The sequence below is a fragment of the Robinsoniella peoriensis genome (assembly GCF_000797495.1).
GTDB classification, from domain to species: Bacteria; Bacillota; Clostridia; order Lachnospirales; family Lachnospiraceae; genus Robinsoniella; species Robinsoniella peoriensis.
On the sequence record NZ_JTGN01000014.1, the window covers coordinates 40,728 to 59,172 of the forward strand.

The window sequence follows — 18,445 nt, forward strand, 5'->3', positions numbered from 1 at the left end:
AAATCCGCCCAATTTTACATATCCAGACTGTTTTGGAGCCTGGGAAAGAGGAGGAAATTATGAGCTTTGATTTTATCAAAAAACTTCCGACACCGGAAGAAATCCGTACAGAATATCCAGTATCTGATTATGTTGCCAATGTGAAACAGAAAAGAGACGCCATGATCCGAGACGTATTTACAGGTGCATCCGACAAATTTCTCGTAATCATCGGACCCTGTTCTGCTGATAATGAAGATGCTGTCTGCGACTATATTAACCGCCTGGCAAAGGTTCAGGAGAAAGTATCCGACAAGATTATTTTAATACCCCGTATCTATACAAATAAGCCAAGAACAACGGGAGAAGGCTATAAAGGAATGGTACATCAGCCGGATCCTGAAAAAAAACCGGATTTATTAGCAGGACTAATCGCTATTCGTAAATTACATATCCGCGCTATTGAAGAAACCGGACTGACAGCCGCTGATGAAATGCTGTATCCGGAAAACTACCGGTATCTCTCCGATTTACTCTCCTACGTTGCTATTGGTGCACGTTCCGTAGAGGATCAGCAGCATCGTCTGACCGTAAGCGGCATGGATGTGCCTGCAGGTATGAAAAACCCTACCAGCGGCGATTTTTCCGTAATGCTAAATTCTGTAGTTGCTGCCCAGTGTTCACACAGCTTCAGCTATCGCGGCTGGGAAGTAAAAACTACCGGCAATGACCTGGCTCACGTCATTCTTCGCGGTGCCGTAAATAAGCATGGCAACAACCTGCCAAATTATCACTATGAGGATTTGAATCTTCTGTTAGAAATGTATGACGCAAGGGATTTAAAAAATCCGGCAGCAATCATTGATGCAAACCATTCCAATTCAGGGAAACAATATGCAGAGCAGGTGCGTATTGTAAAAGAAGTATTGCACAGCCGCAGTGTAAATCCACGTATCAACGAAATGATCAAAGGTGTAATGGTAGAAAGTTATATAGAACCGGGATGCCAGAAGATCGGTACGGCTAATCATGTTTACGGAAAATCTATCACTGATCCTTGTCTTGGCTGGCCGGAATCAGAAGATCTGATTTACCAGATTCATGAAATGTGTTAAAAGAAATAATTCTGACATAATAAATCCGGATACACAGAGATATTTTTCTGAGTATCCGGATTTTTTTATCTTAAATAGTAATTTCATTATTGTTTATATCTTAAATAGTGACATCATTTTTGTTTATCCTCTCGGATGCGCTTTTGCATATACTTCTTTCACCCTGTTTGCATTCATATTCACATACATCTGTGTTGTAGAAATATCCGAGTGTCCAAGCATTTCCTGTACCGCCCTTAAATCTGCACCATTTTGTACCAGATGAAGTGCGAATGAATGGCGCAGTGTATGAGGAGTAATGTCCTTTGTAATGTTCGCTTTGGTGGTATACTGCTTAATCAATTTCCAAAATCCCTGTCTGCTCATGGGTTTTCCGGAGCAATTCACAAATAAACATTCATTTTCACTGTCTTTTAATAATACAGCCCTGCTTTCGGACAAATATTTTTTAAGTGCAGTCTCAGCTGCCTTTCCAAAAGGAATAAAACGCTCCTTATCTCCTTCTTTGCAAAGCACATAGTCCATATTCAGATTAATATCCTGAACCCGCAGAGATATCAATTCGGATACTCGCATACCGGTTGCATACAGCAGTTCCAGCATAGCCTTGTCCCTGATTTCTTTTGGCGTTGTCCTGCCTGGCTGTTCTAAAAGAAGAACCACCTCTTCCATGGTAAGTACTTCCGGCGCTTTTTTGTCTATATGGGGAGCCTTTATCACATCCGTAGGATCTTTTTCGACCTTATGTAATCCGAACATGTAATGAAAAAATGCTTTCATCGATGCAATATTCCTGGACACTGTTGCAGTGGATAGTCCCTGCTTCTCCAAATGCAGTACGTAAGAATTTAAATTGGTAGACGTAACCTGCTCCGGTTCATTTACTCCCTTTTCATCCAAAAAAGCAAAAAGCTTTTTTAAGTCCCTTTGATAAGACATTACAGTACTGTTCGATGCATTTTTAATTTGTATTAAATAAGTAAGAAATTGTGGTATATCTTGTGTCATGTCAACAGCTCCTAACGGAATTATTCTAAAAAGATAAGAAAAATCAAGGTTACGCGTGTCCCTTGATCTCCCCGCAGCTAATATTATGTTAACATTATAATAATATTCCTGCATAAAATCAAATAGTTTTTTTACACAAAAATACCTAAATTTACAGCAATAGACCTGAAGATACCAGATATCGCCTCGCCTCTATTGCTATGTACCACATATGGTAAAAATTCGCCATTATATTTCCTTTTATTTTCAATAAATCTTCAAAATCTGTCTTACGATCCAGGGATTGATATAACTTTCCGTGAATATGCCCAATAACATAACCCCTAATGTTCCCACTAAAAGCAGAACATAGTTCCATTCGAAGGTTACATTTCGATTATGGTTCTTATTTTGAAACCTTTTGATTGCTTTTTCATAAACCGATTTCAAAAATACTAAAAGTGCAGGAATATAAAACAAACAGTGTGGCAGGATTGACGCAATGAAAAACAAAATCCCAAACATGCCGATTTTCAATACGGATAATGTAATTACTACTCCTGCAGAATATCCTAGCCATACCAGAAAAATAAATATACATGGCAGTCCGGCTACAGTATACCCCAATAACCATAGCAGAAGAATCCACTTTAACCTTCTTTCAAGCACAAAGAAGAAGAAACTGTTCAAATCCAGCTCCATATACTTATACTGTCTGATAAAATAATTGCTTAGTATTCCTGTCTGATTAATATAAACATCCCCCGCAAAATTTGTCCAGAGGATCCCCCCCAGAAAACCCAGAAAGAAAACTCCGGCAAATATCCAAAAATGTTTCCCTATCCAATCTATTTTTTTCATCTTTAAACACTCCCGGCCCTTTACTATTATTCTATGCCGGGAATGTCCATATCATAACAAGAAAAGCCAAATCAACACATTACGATAATCTTATCCGGTGTTGTCTGGGGCGGAATACTCCTGGTCGTAGCGCCATAAAATACAATAAGCAAACGATTTCGTAAATTACATGTAAACCGCTGTCCATTTGGAGTCACTACATCTGTTCCACGTCCAACGTTCAGTTTTAAGGAATTGTTCACTGCTTCCAGGCGATTGTTAAAATAATCTACCATTACATTTTCCTGGGGTCTTTTCTCCGTAATTATCACAGCCTGATACTGTGGAGGGTAAATTAACGGAACCGGAAGGTTCGCATCATAAAAAGCAGCCACATTCATGCCCCTGCGCAGTCTCTTTTCATTCACCACATAGGTATTTGGCGAAATTATAAAATTAACCACCCCGTTGTCTGTCAAAATCGACACGATCTGCTGACAGCATTCATTTCCAAACATCCGTATATCCTGGATTACTCCGTATACAGCAACGTAATTAGAATTTTCCATCTAAAACAACCTCACTTTCTGCTTTCATTTATTATATGCCGTGGAAAATAACCTGTGAAGAACAAAATTCGGCAAACATATCTCCTTTTCCCCACTATAAATTTCAATTTTCTGCAAAATTCCCGTAATTTCCTCTTGATTCTTTTCTCTTTTTGTTTTATTATAAAGATGTACAAAACATACGAGGCATACATGTCACGAATGATAAATTTATAAAACACAAAAGACCGCTTATCTTAATAGATATGCAAAGTACAAATGATAAAAACACAAAAGATGAAAAGATTCAGTAAAATACAAAAGATTTTAAAAAATTACAGAAGATAACATCAGAATATCTGATAAATTATACAGGATAACTTACAAAAGATTGAGAAATACATAGGAAAACCTACAGATGATTTATTGAGGTACACCGGATAACTTACTAATGATTGATTGAATTACACCAGACAACTTACTAATGATTGATTAAGATACATAAGACAACTTACTAATGATTGATTAAGATACATAAGATAACTTGCTAATGATTGATTAACATACACAAGATAACTTTGCTAATGATTGATTAAATACACCAGATAACTTACTAATGATTGATTAAGATACACAAGATAACTTACTAATGATTGATTAAATACACAAGATAACTTACTAATGATTGATTAAATACACAAGATAACTTACTAATGATTGATTGAGATACACCAGACAACTTACTAATGATTGATTAAGATACATAAGATAACTTGCTAATGATTGATTGAGATACACCAGATGACTTACTAATGATTGGTTAAGATACACCAGATGACTTACTAATGATTGGTTAAGATACACCAGATGACTTACTAATGATTGATTAAATACACAAGATGATCTACATAAGAGAAACAAAGACAGCTGATTTAGCTGTCTTTTTATTTTCTATACTTTATGCAATTTCCTGAGATTCTGTTGAAGCTAAGATAATCTGTTCTATCTCTTCCAGGGTTTTCCCGTTTTCTACCATAAGATTATATAGTCTGCCAACTTCTTCTTCTCGCTTTTGCTGTTCCAATGTCTCTTTTAATGCCAACAACTCGTCCAGTTTTCTACTGGCCTTTGCTACCTGCTCGTCTACATTTCTGATCTGTTCATCCAACTTTCTTCTGGGTCCTCTTGCCATTTTACGCCTCCTATGGTTATTTATGGTATTATTATATGCCCGCCATATTCATTTTATGCGTAAAATTCCAACTGATGACATCATCTTTTATGGATCAGAATCGTAACCACAGTCCCCTTACCCAATTCACTTTTAATGGTAAGATCACCGTTACACTGTGCCTGCAGCCTGTTTTTCACATTTTCAATTCCAATGTGGGAACGTCCATCTTCTTTTCTATGATACATATCGAATCCTGCCCCGTCATCAGACACGGTAATGATTATTGTATCTTCCCCATTCTTTGTTGAAATCGTAATCGTTCCACCCTCTGCCTTTTTTGTCACACCGTAACGAACTGCATTTTCTACTATCGGCTGTATCGTCAAAGAAGGTAATTCAAAATCATATGTTTGAATATTGTAATGAACCTTTAGACGACTGCCGAACCGCAGCTGTTCCAATGCCAGATAGTTTTTAATGTGATTCAGCTCCTTACGAAATGAAATGAGAGAGGAACTGGTCAGCGAATCCAGATTCTCCCTTAGAAATCCGGCAAACTCTCCCACCGCCTGCTCTGCCCTGACCGGATCAATCACACACAGTTGTTTGATAGCCGTTAAGGAATTATAGAGGAAATGAGGCTGGATCTGACTGATAGCAATAGCAATACGATTTTGTGCAAGCTCCACTTCCAGTATTCTGGCATTTTTAATATCATTTATATTTATCTGTATGCAGCGCAGCATATAAAAAAATTGAATCAGCATAAACAAACCATACGAAATTTTTGTCATAAAATAAGTTGGTGTATAATTGGTGAAGTAATTTACCACATCAAAACCACATAATAGTAATACACTGCTTACCAGCAGCAAAAATTTAGCCTCTGAATTTTTATAAAAAACGGTTTCATATACAAGGCATCCAAAAACAATCACAATGCTGATTCCCATTATTACTAACAGTGGACTAAGCAAATCATATCCATCATATATCCCCAATCCCTGACAAATCAGATAACAAACCGCAAAACCGATTTGTATATAGACACTGATTATCAATGGAATTCTCGTCTTACCACTCAAAAATTCCAGAATATACATACAAAAAAGTGGCATGACCATAGACAGGCAAATCATACTTAATATATTATTAAAAATATTGTAAGGAATGATCAGCGATATAATTTTAAAGTCGAAGAAAAACCATAAGCCGCTTATGATAGCTAAAAATGCAAAATAAAAAGGTCTTCTGGAAAAAGGCGTTTTCATAACCCGGAGGAAAATTAAGATAATCAGCAAAAGACACCCTAAAAGGAAAATGCCCCCACCCAGGAATACCGATAATCCTACTCTGGGAAAAATCGCATGAAATAAAACTCCGGAATCTCCGGACAATATTTGTTCTATGAAAAGGTTATATACAGTCTTCACATTGTTTGGATAAATATTTTCAAGCACAATTCTTATCTCATCACTCGTTTTGATACCAGGAGAATTGAATATATCCCATGTATTTCCAGGAGATTTCGAAAATCCAGGATAAGTTCCCGGTTCACCAAAAGAATAGATTTGATTTTCATCTTTAAATATTTTCACTTTGATATTAGGAATCCGAAACAGCAGGCTTTGACTTTCTTTAATCTCCTGGTCAAAACGTCCTGTCAATGTAACTTTACTGCTCTGATTCGCATCTATAACAGTACCTTCTCTGAATTCTTTCGGCGTCAGATCAGAATTACTTTGATAAGTACCGGTAAAGTAAACCCGTTTCAGGTCATTCTCAAGATGTTTAAATTGCTTTTCTTCATGTAAGGTATATGTTAAAAAACACATTGCGCAAATCAGCAAAATACCTATTAGGATTGCCAATGACTTTTTTGTCCGAGTTTCCAAGTATATCCCTCCCTCTGTTCAGAAAGCATTTCATATAACATAACATTCTTAACGACCATTTTTATCTTTAAAGATAAAAAAGTGCATCATCGATAATAAAATTATCGTGACACACTTTATATAATAACTACATAGATTAATAAGTAATCGTACTTCTTTTATATCTGGAATACGCTGTATTTTAAGCTGCTATTGCAGCTGCACAGGATTCCTATTTCGCATAATCAACTACACGACTTTCACGTATAACGCTGACTTTAATCTGTCCAGGATATTCCAGTTCAGCTTCTATCTGCTTTGAAATATCTCTTGCCAACAGCACCATGTCGTTATCACTGATTACATCCGGAACTACCATTACGCGAATCTCTCTACCCGCCTGAATTGCAAAAGACTTGTCTACCCCTTTGAAGGTATTTGTAATATCCTCTAACTGTTTTAATCTGTTTGTATATGTTTCCAGAGTCTCTCTTCTTGCACCCGGACGCGCTGCAGAAATAGTATCTGCTGCTTGTACAATACATGCAATTAAGGATTCTGGTTCTACATCGCCATGATGTGATTCTACTGCATTGATGACTGTAGCGGACTCTTTATATTTCTTACATAAGTCTGCACCAATCTGAATGTGTGAGCCTTCAATTTCATGGTCAATGGATTTACCAATGTCATGCAATAAACCTGCGCGTTTTGCCATTCTGACATCTACGCCGATTTCTCCTGCTAATAGACCTGACAATTGTGCCACTTCTATGGAGTGCTTCAAAGCATTCTGGCCATAGCTGGTTCTAAATTTCATTCTTCCAAGTAAACGTACTAACTCAGGATGGATGCCATGTACACCAACTTCCAGAGTTGCCGATTCACCTTCTTCGCGAATCATCGCTTCTACTTCTTTTTGTGCTTTTTCTACCATTTCTTCAATTCTAGCCGGATGAATTCTTCCGTCTACAATTAACTTTTCAAGTGCTATTCTTGCAACTTCTCTTCTAATTGGATCAAAGCCTGATAAAATTACTGCTTCTGGTGTATCATCGATAATCAAATCTACACCGGTCAAAGTTTCTAAGGTACGAATATTTCTACCTTCTCTACCAATGATTCTTCCTTTCATTTCATCATTCGGAAGCTGTACCACAGAGATTGTTGTCTCTGCTACGTGGTCTGCAGCGCATTTTTGAATGGCTGTGACAATGTACTCTTTTGCTTTTTTGTTCGCTTCTTCTTTTGCTCTACATTCCATTTCTTTAATCATACGGGCTGTATCGCTTTTTACTTCATCTTCAACAGTTTTTAAAAGATAATCTTTTGCTTGTTCGGAGGTTAGGCCTGAAATTCTCTCCAGTTCCTGTACTCTCTTTTCACTAATCTTTTCAATTTCAACACTCTTTTTCTTTAACTCTTCTTCTTTTGCTGTTAATCCTGATTCTCTGCGTTCAATTGCATCCGCTTTCTTGTCAATGGATTCTTCCTTTGACAGTACTCTTTTCTCATAACGCTGTAACTCTGCTCTTCGCTCTTTTGTTTCTTTGTCGAGTTCATTTTTCGTCTTTAATGACTCTTCTTTGGCCTCAAGTAAAGCTTCCCGTTTCTTCGTCTCCGCAACTTTTAATGCATCATCTATTATTCTTCTTGCTTTGTCTTCTGCACTGCCGATCTTTTCTTCGACAATTTTCTTTCTATATGAAATAGCAGCAAACCAAGTAATAATAGTTATAATCACAATGATTACAACAGCAATGACAAACCACATTGCACTCGGCACAGGAGCACCTCCTTATTAAATTTTCATTGTACAAATACAACATACTAATTTTATACTATTTTCACAAAGAAGTCAACATAAAACATAGAAACCTTATAACATTGACCAAATTTCCTTTTTTGATTTAAAAACAAACATTTTGACAAGAATTCTTAGCAATTTTTTCCGGTAAAGTGCGGCACAAAACAAAAAAAGCGCCTGTAAATCAGGCACTTTTACAAGCAGATAAGGGGAGTCGAACCCCCCTCTTCGGCTTGGGAAGCCAACGTTCTACCGATGAACCATATCTGCATATTATTAGTATAGCACGAATTATTTAAAAATCAAGAAAAATTTCAATAAAAAGCACTCCATTAAAATGACTATAAAGTCTCAATTGGAGACCGCTGGCTGGCGGTCCCTAATCATATTCTCTTCCACAGATAACTTTGCTGATATCACTGGCCTGAAATCCTTTTCTCATTAAGAATCCATAAAGCCTGTTGATCTCTTTGGGGTCTGCCGTTTCTAAATCCACTCTCTTCTTAGCCACCCATTTACGGATCTGTTCTGTCTCGTCTTCCGGTTCCTTTTGTTCATAAATACTCTGGATCTGTTCTTTGGATATCCCTCTTCGCAGCAAGTCCTGAACGATTTGCTGTTTACTCTTGCTTCCTGTTCTTCCATCAATATAATATTGTGCGTAACGGTTGTCATCAATATAATGAAGATTCTTTACATAATCGATTGCCCTATTAATTGCTTCTTCCGGATAACCGCCCTGCTTTAATTTTGTTCGAAGCTGATATTCAGTCCGGTCCATGGATTTCAGCAAATAAATACACCTGATCTTCGCTCTTTTTGTCAGCACTTCATCTATAATTTCACGATAGGTTTCATCGCTGATTTCTTCATCTTTTTTTATCTTATAACGATACAGCTCGCCTTTGTATAACACAAATGCAAGCTGTTCATCGATATATACACGGCTTTTCGCTTTCGTAACCGCTTCTATATTCGTAATAATCATCCTTAATCCTCAGTAACTTCTTCCTTCACAGGAGCTTCCGGCTCAGCGCCTTCTGTCAATCCGTAATTCACTCTTACTTTTTCTTCAATCTCTGCAAGAATCTCCTGATTTTCCTTCAAATATGTCTTGGCATTCTCACGGCCCTGTCCAATTTTGGCATCATTATATGCATACCATGCACCGCTCTTATTGACAATTCCCAGATTTGCTGCTAAATCAAGAACATCTCCTTCTTTTGAAATACCCTGTCCAAACATGATATCAAACTCTGCTTCCTTGAAAGGAGGTGCAATCTTATTCTTTACAACTTTAATACGTGTTCTATTTCCCACTACTTCGCCGCTTTGCTTTAATGCTTCAATTCTTCTTACATCTAAACGAATGGAAGAATAAAACTTTAATGCTCGTCCACCGGTAGTTGTCTCAGGACTTCCAAACATAACACCGACTTTTTCACGGAGCTGATTGATGAAGATTACAATACAATTTGATTTGCTGATTACCGCAGTCAATTTTCGCAGCGCCTGTGACATCAGACGAGCCTGCAGACCTACGTGGCTGTCTCCCATGTCTCCATCAATTTCTGCCTTAGGTACTAATGCAGCTACGGAATCCACAATAATAATGTCAACTGCACCGGAACGTACCATGGTCTCAGTGATTTCCAAAGCCTGTTCTCCATTATCCGGCTGTGATATATATAAATTGTCAATATCTACACCTATATTTTTAGCATAAGCAGGGTCTAACGCATGTTCTGCATCAATAAAACCTGCAATTCCGCCTATTTTCTGAACTTCTGCAACCATATGTAAAGCAACTGTGGTTTTACCACTGGACTCAGGTCCATATACCTCTACGATTCTTCCCTTGGGAATACCGCCTAAGCCAAGAGCAATATCCAGGCTTAGAGAACCGGTTGGAATCGTCTCTACATTCATATTTACGCCGGACTCTCCCAGCTTCATAATAGCCCCTTTACCAAAATCTTTCTCAATCTTACCAATTGCCGCATCCAGGGCTTTTAATCTATCTTCCTGCTGTCCCATAACATTTATCTCCTTTAATTTGCAAACTTATGTTCGTTTTCTATACCCATACTATTATATTTCGGTCAAAATGTCAACCATTATTTGAAACAATCTAAGCCATTTTCAAAACAATTCAAACCATAAGCGCCACCCCATTTACTTTTATTTTTCTGCATTGTGAAAATCGGCGAAAGTGCCATTGATAATAAGAATTTGTGATAGCTATATGCATCACGAAATGAATATTCTCATATCATATATTAATCTGCGCATATTGTCAATTGTTTTTTTTGCAATTTTAATTAAATGTTATCGGTTTTGGGAAGCTTTCTACTCAGTTTATCTGTCCCAGCTGATTATAGACAAAGCGGGCATCTTCCACATGAAAGGGATCTGTCTCATGGCTGCCTTCGGCTCCCGCGGTAACGAGAACATATTCTCTCCCATTTACTTTAGCCAGACTTGCAAGGCATAGACCTGCCTCATCTGTAAAACCCGTCTTTCCTCCCTCTATCTCTCCTCCGCTGATTTCTCCGGAATCCACATATGGTGACAATGTGCTGTAGAAGGTAATTCCTTCCGGATGCAGATTCGTTGCCGGTACAGAATGCATAAAAGAAGTAAATATCGTGCGAAAATTTTCATTTTGCAATGCGTGTTCCAGTAAAATAGCCATATCTTTCACAGTGGTATAGTGATTGACGTCATGGAGTCCGGTTGTATTGCTGAAATGGGTTCCTGTCATCCCGTAATCAGATGCTTTCTGATTCATGATTTCAATAAAAGATGATTCACTCCCTGCAGCGTAGTCAGCCAGTCCGATACAGCATTCTGCACCGGAGGGCAGCAGTGCCCCGTAGATCAGGTCTATGGCAGAAACTTCTTCCCCCGGTGAAAATCCTGCCATAGATGCCCCTTCTTCATATAATGAATCAAATTTGTCTGGCTGAAGTGTAACTGTCTGCTGCAGATCTCCTATGGTTTCTATTGCCGCAATTGCTGTCATAATCTTTGTCAGGGACGCAGGATAGATTTTCTTATCACTTTCTTTTTCAAATAATATTTTCCTGCTCTGCAAGTCAATCAGAAGCGCTGAGGCACTATAAAGCCTGTCTCCGTCAATATCTAATCCGCTATCTTCTTGGTTGCTTATTAACTGCATCGTCTCATCTGAATCCACTGTTTTACTGCTGTCTGCCTCCTCCCCCAAATAGCTGTCTGCCAATTTTTTAATTCCAAATGCACTTACCATTAAAAGTATTGCTATACAAATGATCTGCAGACCATAATGCCTTCTTCTCTTTCGTCTTCTCATGAATACACACCTCCGTTTTCTTCTTGCTTTTATAGTAACAGCAAGCATAGAAAAGTGTGTAAAACCAGACTTAGGACTCCATTAACATTTTCCTGATACTTCCTTTGCATCTTTATCAGTACTTCAGGAATCCTAAATAGTATCATAATAAAAAATTAAGGGTTTACTTCTCCATCTGACCGCTTACATAAAAACAAGAACATTTCACCAAAGCTGTTTCCCGGTTACTCCGGTTACTTCGTTTAAATGTTCTCATTTTTAATATTCCCGTACTATATTACCATTAATGGCAGTTCTACCGAAAAAGTGGTAAAAATTTCATCGCTCTGTCCATAAATTTTACCTCCGTGTGCCAATACAATTTCTTTTGCAATGGCAAGCCCCAGTCCGGCTCCTCCCGTATTGCTGGATCTAGCCGAATCCATACGGTAAAACTGTTCAAATATTTTCATGAGCATGTCATAAGGGATCTGGTCACCCCGGTTGCGAAACGTGATCAGTACATGGTTTTCTATTTTTTCTGCTTTAATTTCAATAATTGTATTTTCATAACTGTAGGCAATTGCATTTTTAAGGATATTATTAAATACCCTTGCCAGTTTATTTGGATCCCCTTGTATCAACAGGGATTCATCTGCGTCCACCCGGGCACGCTTATTCTGTTCCATCAAGACCGGATAAAACTCCTCTGCCATCTGCATCAGCATATAGGCAAGATGGATCTCTTCTTTTTCCAGTTCAATGGACTGCATGTTAAAGCGGGTTACATCAAACAATTCATTAATCAGCTGTTCCAGCCGGTATGCCTTTTCCAGCGTTATCTCCATATACTTGGCGCGCTGTTCCGGCGGCATATCCGGTAATTCCAGCATCAGGTTCATATAACCAATTACTGAAGTAAGCGGCGTTTTGATATCATGCGCCAAATATACCACAAGGGAGTTTTTCCGCTGCTCTGCCTCAAATACATCTGCTGCGCGTTTTTTTAAAGTTCCTTTGACCTGATTCATTTCTGCTTCCATGAAATCCAACTCGGGTGACAACCGGATTGGTTCTTCGGATTCCTGCAGCAGTTTTTTCATGCCCTGGCGGATTTCATCAAAATAGCGTGTGAACTTCAGCAGTGCGATATAAAATAAAATCAGAATTAATATAATAAATCCAGCCATCATCAGATAATCTTTGATATTGCGAAACACTTTCTGATAGACATTCACAGCCTCCATATAATCCAGATCAAATTTATTCTGGCACCAGGCAACAAAGCCTTCCGCAAAAGGTTCCTGTAAGATGCCGTCGATCACCATATACTGCAGGCAGGCACCTATTAAGATTGCAAATAATGCAACAATAAAAACCTGCTTTACAATCTTTCGTTTCAGCCTTGCAAACTCATTTTTCAATTCGATATCCAACTCCCCACACCGTTTTAATATATCTTGGATTTTCGGCGGAATCTTGCATCTTTTCCCTTAAATGCCTGATATGCACCATTATTGTATTGTTACTGTTGGAAAAATATTTATCGCCCCAGACCTCCTGGAACAGTTTATCTGCGCTGACTACCTTCCCCTTATTTTCGCATAGAATCCAGAGGATTGAAAATTCAGTAGGGGTCAGTGATATTGGTTTTTCATTCAAAATACATTCCCTGGTGCTCTTATTAAGCTCCAGACCCGAAACAATAAGCACATTATCCTGACTTTCATAGCTCCCCTGATTATAGCGTGTAAACCTGCGCAGCTGGGCTTTTACCCTGGCTACCAGTTCCAATGGCCGGAAGGGTTTTGTCATATAATCATCTGCCCCTAGAGTCAGACCCGTAATTTTGTCAATCTCATCTTCTTTTGCAGTTAACATGATTACCGGATAGTTATGCTTTTCCCTGATCTTTCTGCAAATTTCAAAACCATCTCCATCAGGCAGCATCACATCCAGTATTGCCAGATCAATATCTCCTGATCCAATACATTCAAGTGCCTCTTTCGCTGAGTAAAATTTGTAAACATTGAAATTTTCATTTTTTAAGTAGACCTCGACCAGATCCGCTATTTCTTTTTCATCATCTACAACTAAAATATTCTCTGACATATCCCCATCATCCTTCTGCTTAGAATCGAATAGCCTGGACAATTAAGTCTAGGCTATCATTATTTTAGCAAAGAATCCGTTGGAATGTCTTAATATTCCCACACGATAATTCTTAAAATAAATTAAGAAAAACCCCGGTTTATCCGAGGTTCATCACATAACGGGCAATTTTTACTGACTCATTCTGAGTATCCCGCTAAAATACATTAAAACTTCTCTGCAACTTCCCCACGTTTCTTATAAATACTTCCTCCATGCACAACCCCGCGCACAGAAGACAGGGGATAAATATTAGTATTGCTTCCCACTACCGTACCAGGATTTAAAATAGAGCCGCATCCAACCTCTACATTATCACCCAGCATTGCTCCGAATTTTTTCAGGCCGGTGGAAATCTTTTGCTCTCCATCTTTTACAACAACCAGTGTTTTATCTGATTTTACATTTGAGGTAATGGAACCTGCGCCCATGTGAGATTTGTAACCCAGGATGGAATCACCCACGTAATTGTAGTGAGGCACCTGAACTTTGTTGAATAATACAACATTTTTCAGTTCGGTAGAGTTCCCTACAACGGCACCTTCGCCAACGATAGCATTGCCTCTGATAAATGCGCAGTGGCGCACTTCAGCATCTTTACCGATGATTGCCGGTCCGTTAATGAACGCTGTAGGAGCAACTTTTGCTGATTTTGCAATCCAGACATTTTCTCCACGTTTATCATACTCTTCTTCACTCAGGGAATTTCCCAGTTCCAGGATAAAGCTGCTGATCTTAGGAAGAACTTCCCATGGATATTCTGCTCCCTTAAATAATTCTTTTGCAATTGTTTCCTCTAGGTTGTAAAGGTTTTTAATCTTACATGTTTCCATTATTTTTGACTTCCTTTCTTATAATATTGTGCTGCCGCATCAAAATACTGACGCAGTGCATATTGATAGTTGGTTTTTAATACCCCTTCTGTTCTGGATCGTATGAAGTTATCCAGTTTTGTCATATATTCATCCGGTGTGATCTCCCCATCCGCCACATAATTCAGACCCTTTTCCCAACTGGCGGTTAATTCCGGATTCAGCAGTGAACGGATTGACGCATTTACTACATCAAATATCATCTCACCCAGTAATGAGGGCGTCAGTATCTGCGTTTTTTTATTTAATGCTATATATTTATTCCCTATGAGTTTTTTCAGTATCTCTGCCCTGGTAGCACTGGTTCCGATTCCACTGCCCTTGATCTGGGAGCGGAGTTCTTCATCTTCGATCAGCTGCCCTGCATTTTCCATTGCCAGAATGATGGAACCGGAGTTGTATCGTTTTGGCGGTGAGGTTTCTCCTTCTTTAATCTGCAGCTTATCTACATTTAACTGGGCGCCTTTTTTCAGATCCTTTAATGCTTCCAGCATGGCTGTATCACATTTTGTGTCATCCTCCTGCCCTCCTGAGTTCTCCTCGGGCTTTTTCTTGCTGAAGGAATTCTCAATTACTTTCAGATATCCCTCTGAAATCAGTACTTTAAAACTGGAAAAGAACTTTTCTCCCTGCATCTTTGTAGTCAGATTGATTTTCTGATAGACTGCAGGGGGATAAAAAATACTTAAAAATCTTCTGACGATTGTCTCGTAAACATTTACCGCATTACTATTCAGGGACCGAAGTGCACTGATCCCCTGCCCCGTTGGAACGATTGCATAATGGTCTGTAATCTGCTTATCATTTACATATCTTGTCTTTGCGATATTTTTATAACTGCTACCGCCTAGAATCTCTTCGGCAAACTCTTTCACCATAGGTATGTTACGCAGTCCTCCGATATTTTTATGAATTTCTTTGGCAACTGCCGTTGACAATACTCTGGCATCCGTTCTCGGATAAGTTACCAGCTTTTTTTCATATAATTCCTGAACAACACGCAGCGTTTCATCCGGACTTATTTTAAATAGTTTCGAACATTCATTCTGTAGTTCCGCCAGGTTGAATAACAGCGGTGGATTTTTATTTTCCTTTTTCTTCTCAACGGCATCTGCCACTGCGGTTAATGGCTGTTCCACACTAAGTTCGTCAATTAATACCTGGGCCTCTTTTTTTTCTTTAAATCCATTTTCTTTATATAATTTAGGGGACAGATAATATTTAGAGCCTTCTACTGCACGGAATTCGCCGTCAAATACTTTTCCATTATAATTTATGGTATTAAGAACACGGTAGAACGGCGTTTTCACAAATTCCCTGATTTCCCGTTCCCGCCTTACAATCATTCCAAGTACACAGGTCATTACCCTGCCCACCGATACAACCGTATATTTTGTATGTAAATAATTTGAAATGGCATTCCCATATTTTAAGGAAAGCAGCCTGGAAAAATTAATTCCCATCAAATAGTCTTCTTTTGCCCTCAGATAGGCAGCCTCTGACAAATTATCATATGCAGATAAGTCTTTTGCTGTTTCAATACCCCGCAGTATTTCTTCTTCTGTCTGGGAATCGATCCAGACCCTTTTTCTGGCTTTCCCTTTTACATTTGCCATCTGCTCTACCAGACGATAGATATATTCTCCTTCCCGCCCGGAGTCAGTACAGACATAAATGGTATCGATATCTTCCCGGTTTAACAGACCGCTTACAATTTTAAATTGTTTTGTTACAGAAGGAATGACCTCGTACAGGAATTCATCCGGGAGAAATGGCAGAGTGTCCAGACTCCACCTTTTAAATTTTACATCATATACTTCCGGATAACTCATAGTCACCAAATGGCCAACACACCAGGTCACCACCGCCGTGTCAGCCTCCAGATATCCATCATGCCTGGATGTTTTTATCTTCAGTGCCCTGGCAAACTCCTGAGCTACACTGGGTTTTTCTGCAATATATAAAGCTTTTGACATCTATAAATCCTCATTCCCCATTACAGGGGCAAATCTCTCTTTTCAAATATTTTTATTCCTATAAAATACATAGCCCAGCCGCCAACAATTAAGGCCGGAAGCATCCATAGGATATTGACATTGATCCTCAGAATATATTCGGTATGGAATAGTGAAAAAAAGGTACCGTATTTCAGAACCTCCATACGATCATCCATATCTGATACGATATGAACTATATAAAAAAACGCTATGATAATACCGGAAAAAAGCCATGCTCTCCCGGCTGACCGACACGTACAGGACACTAAAAAACAAATTCCACTGACAAAGATATGAAGGCAGAATGCCCCCAGATTCAACAACAGAAAAGATGTAATATCACAATTTTCCACGAATTGATACAAACCGCCCGCTACCCCAAGAACCGAAGTAAAAATAAACATAACTGCCAGATATGACACCAATGTGACTGCCTGGGTACATAAAAGCCTCGATCTGCTGTTGGGCGTTGCCAGATAATATGCCATTGTTCCCCGATCCACTAAATGAGCTGTCAAACGTCCCGCCATAATAATGCTGTATACGGAAGGAACAATGAAAAAGGTAAATTCACTAAAATAGGATGCTAAAAATCCTGCTGATGTATGCCCTTCGGTATGAAGCCCTAGGGCTGCCAGCATTCCCGACAAAAGTATTGCAAGGAATGCAAGGAAAATTACATAATTTGATTTTATATTTTGTTTTAATAATGGAAAACTAAGCATGCAGCTGACCTCCGTAAAAATGTGGAAATATCTCTTCCAGGCTTTGGACTGTCATTTCCAGATTCGTCACTTTGTAGTCATTGAGTGTATGAATCAGAGACATCATCTCACCTTTTACATTGACAATGATCTGTTTTTCCTTAATCTGAATTACCTCAAATGGCTCTTTCATAAATCGAAACACTTCCTGCTGGTCGGCAAATTTAATAATATAATTCTTCCGCTGGTCGGCCCTCAGGCTTTCAATATCACTGATATTTACCAGGTTCCCATCTCTGATCATCCCTACACGGTCACAAACTCTGTCTACTTCGTCAAATACCTGGGAGGTCATAAAAATTGTCTTTCCTTTTTCCTTTTCCTCCAGCATCAGCTCAATAAACCGTTCCTGCATCAGCGGCTCCAGACCCACAGCCGGCTCGTCCAGAATCAGCATTTTCGGATCATGCATAAACGCACTGATAATCTGAACCTTTTTCCGGTCTTCCTTTGACATGAATCGTATCTTCTCCTCCATGTCCAGTTCAAACCGGTCTACAAGTTCAAATGCCCGCTCCAGGTTCTTCATTCCCCGCATGGCACCCATCAGCCGTATAAATTTGTTGCCTGTCATTTCCTTAGGAAGCCCCGCATTTCCCGGCAGATAGCCGATAAATCCCTGAATATTGTCGGACCATTTACAGGTATCTTTCCCATTTATCACACATTTCCCTTTCATAGGAGCCATAAATCCCATCAAAAGACGGATAGCTGTAGTTTTGCCGGCACCTGCCGGCCCCATCAGGGCAAAAACTTCTTCATCTTCTACTTCCAGTGATAAATCAAATACTCCTTTTGTTTTCCCGAATTCTTTTGTTACATTCTTTATCCTAATCATTTATATCCCACTCTTTAACCCTTTCGCTTTGTCCGCAGACAAAACTCTGTTATTAATTGTAAGATATAATGCGGCAAAAAACAAGTTAATTTTCTCGAAACAGGAGGATTACTTATTGCCAAAACCATCAGGACACAAAAAAACAGCATTTAGAAGTATACTCTTTTAAATGCTGTTTTCTACTGT

General features: G+C 38.8%; 16 protein-coding genes and 1 tRNA gene. 1 reads left to right on the plus strand and 16 read right to left on the minus strand.

The window, feature by feature from the left end:
* The first annotated feature begins 59 nt into the window (after nucleotides 1–59).
* On the plus strand, nucleotides 60–1,094 hold the full coding sequence (locus QR40_RS23600; RefSeq protein ID WP_044297040.1) for a 3-deoxy-7-phosphoheptulonate synthase: 1,035 nt from the start codon (nucleotides 60–62) through the stop codon (nucleotides 1,092–1,094).
* Nucleotides 1,095–1,217: 123 nt separating this feature from the next.
* On the opposite strand, the gene xerD is transcribed toward QR40_RS23600, so the two are convergent.
* The 16 genes from xerD to QR40_RS23680 form a co-directional block, all read right to left on the minus strand.
* A complete protein-coding gene (xerD, locus tag QR40_RS23605; protein WP_044297042.1) occupies nucleotides 1,218–2,102 on the minus strand; it encodes a site-specific tyrosine recombinase XerD in 885 nt (294 codons plus the stop codon).
* 246 nt (nucleotides 2,103–2,348) lie between these two features.
* On the minus strand, nucleotides 2,349–2,942 hold the full coding sequence (locus QR40_RS23610) for a stage II sporulation protein M (RefSeq protein WP_027294701.1): 594 nt from the start codon (nucleotides 2,940–2,942) through the stop codon (nucleotides 2,349–2,351).
* 71 nt (nucleotides 2,943–3,013) lie between these two features.
* Nucleotides 3,014–3,490 (minus strand): hypothetical protein, encoded by a 477-nt coding sequence (locus QR40_RS23615; protein ID WP_027294702.1) that lies wholly within the window; start codon nucleotides 3,488–3,490, stop codon nucleotides 3,014–3,016.
* Between the two features lie 937 nt (nucleotides 3,491–4,427).
* On the minus strand, nucleotides 4,428–4,661 hold the full coding sequence (locus QR40_RS23620) for a hypothetical protein (protein WP_027294703.1): 234 nt from the start codon (nucleotides 4,659–4,661) through the stop codon (nucleotides 4,428–4,430).
* Between the two features lie 80 nt (nucleotides 4,662–4,741).
* Entirely contained in the window at nucleotides 4,742–6,478 is a 1,737-nt protein-coding gene (locus QR40_RS30270) for a sensor histidine kinase (RefSeq protein WP_160295864.1), read from the minus strand.
* A 271-nt stretch (nucleotides 6,479–6,749) separates the two neighbouring features.
* Entirely contained in the window at nucleotides 6,750–8,291 is a 1,542-nt protein-coding gene (rny, locus tag QR40_RS23630; RefSeq protein ID WP_027294704.1) for a ribonuclease Y, read from the minus strand.
* A 232-nt stretch (nucleotides 8,292–8,523) separates the two neighbouring features.
* Nucleotides 8,524–8,594 (minus strand) — tRNA-Gly (locus tag QR40_RS23635).
* Nucleotides 8,595–8,703: 109 nt separating this feature from the next.
* Nucleotides 8,704–9,312, minus strand: coding sequence for a regulatory protein RecX (locus QR40_RS23640; RefSeq protein ID WP_044297044.1), 609 nt, complete (start codon nucleotides 9,310–9,312; stop codon nucleotides 8,704–8,706).
* 2 nt (nucleotides 9,313–9,314) lie between these two features.
* Nucleotides 9,315–10,361: a recombinase RecA gene (recA, locus tag QR40_RS23645; protein WP_044297046.1), complete on the minus strand. Its 1,047-nt coding sequence runs from the start codon at nucleotides 10,359–10,361 to the stop codon at nucleotides 9,315–9,317.
* A gap of 316 nt (nucleotides 10,362–10,677) precedes the next feature.
* Complete coding sequence (locus QR40_RS23650) at nucleotides 10,678–11,658, minus strand: D-alanyl-D-alanine carboxypeptidase family protein (protein WP_044297048.1); 981 nt, start codon at nucleotides 11,656–11,658, stop codon at nucleotides 10,678–10,680.
* Between the two features lie 272 nt (nucleotides 11,659–11,930).
* Entirely contained in the window at nucleotides 11,931–13,073 is a 1,143-nt protein-coding gene (locus tag QR40_RS23655) for a sensor histidine kinase (protein WP_063837591.1), read from the minus strand.
* Nucleotides 13,051–13,749 (minus strand): VanR-ABDEGLN family response regulator transcription factor, encoded by a 699-nt coding sequence (vanR, locus tag QR40_RS23660; RefSeq protein ID WP_027294708.1) that lies wholly within the window; start codon nucleotides 13,747–13,749, stop codon nucleotides 13,051–13,053. Before vanR ends, QR40_RS23655 begins: the two co-directional genes overlap by 23 nt.
* Before the next feature lie 206 nt (nucleotides 13,750–13,955).
* A complete protein-coding gene (locus QR40_RS23665) occupies nucleotides 13,956–14,621 on the minus strand; it encodes an LbetaH domain-containing protein (protein ID WP_044297050.1) in 666 nt (221 codons plus the stop codon).
* Nucleotides 14,621–16,636 carry a DNA topoisomerase gene (locus tag QR40_RS23670; protein WP_044289457.1) on the minus strand — a complete coding sequence of 672 codons (2,016 nt, stop codon included), beginning with the start codon at nucleotides 16,634–16,636 and terminating at the stop codon, nucleotides 14,621–14,623. The genes QR40_RS23665 and QR40_RS23670 overlap by 1 nt, the downstream gene beginning before the upstream one ends.
* 20 nt (nucleotides 16,637–16,656) lie before the next feature.
* Complete coding sequence (locus QR40_RS23675) at nucleotides 16,657–17,382, minus strand: ABC transporter permease (protein WP_044297051.1); 726 nt, start codon at nucleotides 17,380–17,382, stop codon at nucleotides 16,657–16,659.
* Nucleotides 17,375–18,259, minus strand: coding sequence for an ABC transporter ATP-binding protein (locus tag QR40_RS23680; RefSeq protein WP_027294711.1), 885 nt, complete (start codon nucleotides 18,257–18,259; stop codon nucleotides 17,375–17,377). The genes QR40_RS23675 and QR40_RS23680 overlap by 8 nt, the downstream gene beginning before the upstream one ends.
* Nucleotides 18,260–18,445 lie beyond the last annotated feature (186 nt).

What these genes read in the sequence shown, in the direction of transcription:
- QR40_RS23600 (WP_044297040.1), top strand. Translation starts at nt 60, where the DNA reads ATGAGCTTTGATTTTATCAAAAAACTTCCGACACCGGAAGAAATCCGT.
- xerD (WP_044297042.1), bottom strand. Translation starts at nt 2,102, where the DNA reads ATGACACAAGATATACCACAATTTCTTACTTATTTAATACAAATTAAA.
- QR40_RS23610 (WP_027294701.1), bottom strand. Translation starts at nt 2,942, where the DNA reads ATGAAAAAAATAGATTGGATAGGGAAACATTTTTGGATATTTGCCGGA.
- QR40_RS23615 (WP_027294702.1), bottom strand. Translation starts at nt 3,490, where the DNA reads ATGGAAAATTCTAATTACGTTGCTGTATACGGAGTAATCCAGGATATA.
- QR40_RS23620 (WP_027294703.1), bottom strand. Translation starts at nt 4,661, where the DNA reads ATGGCAAGAGGACCCAGAAGAAAGTTGGATGAACAGATCAGAAATGTA.
- QR40_RS30270 (WP_160295864.1), bottom strand. Translation starts at nt 6,478, where the DNA reads ATGTGTTTTTTAACATATACCTTACATGAAGAAAAGCAATTTAAACAT.
- rny (WP_027294704.1), bottom strand. Translation starts at nt 8,291, where the DNA reads ATGTGGTTTGTCATTGCTGTTGTAATCATTGTGATTATAACTATTATT.
- QR40_RS23640 (WP_044297044.1), bottom strand. Translation starts at nt 9,312, where the DNA reads ATGATTATTACGAATATAGAAGCGGTTACGAAAGCGAAAAGCCGTGTA.
- recA (WP_044297046.1), bottom strand. Translation starts at nt 10,361, where the DNA reads ATGGGACAGCAGGAAGATAGATTAAAAGCCCTGGATGCGGCAATTGGT.
- QR40_RS23650 (WP_044297048.1), bottom strand. Translation starts at nt 11,658, where the DNA reads ATGAGAAGACGAAAGAGAAGAAGGCATTATGGTCTGCAGATCATTTGT.
- vanR (WP_027294708.1), bottom strand. Translation starts at nt 13,749, where the DNA reads ATGTCAGAGAATATTTTAGTTGTAGATGATGAAAAAGAAATAGCGGAT.
- QR40_RS23665 (WP_044297050.1), bottom strand. Translation starts at nt 14,621, where the DNA reads ATGGAAACATGTAAGATTAAAAACCTTTACAACCTAGAGGAAACAATT.
- QR40_RS23670 (WP_044289457.1), bottom strand. Translation starts at nt 16,636, where the DNA reads ATGTCAAAAGCTTTATATATTGCAGAAAAACCCAGTGTAGCTCAGGAG.
- QR40_RS23675 (WP_044297051.1), bottom strand. Translation starts at nt 17,382, where the DNA reads ATGCTTAGTTTTCCATTATTAAAACAAAATATAAAATCAAATTATGTA.
- QR40_RS23680 (WP_027294711.1), bottom strand. Translation starts at nt 18,259, where the DNA reads ATGATTAGGATAAAGAATGTAACAAAAGAATTCGGGAAAACAAAAGGA.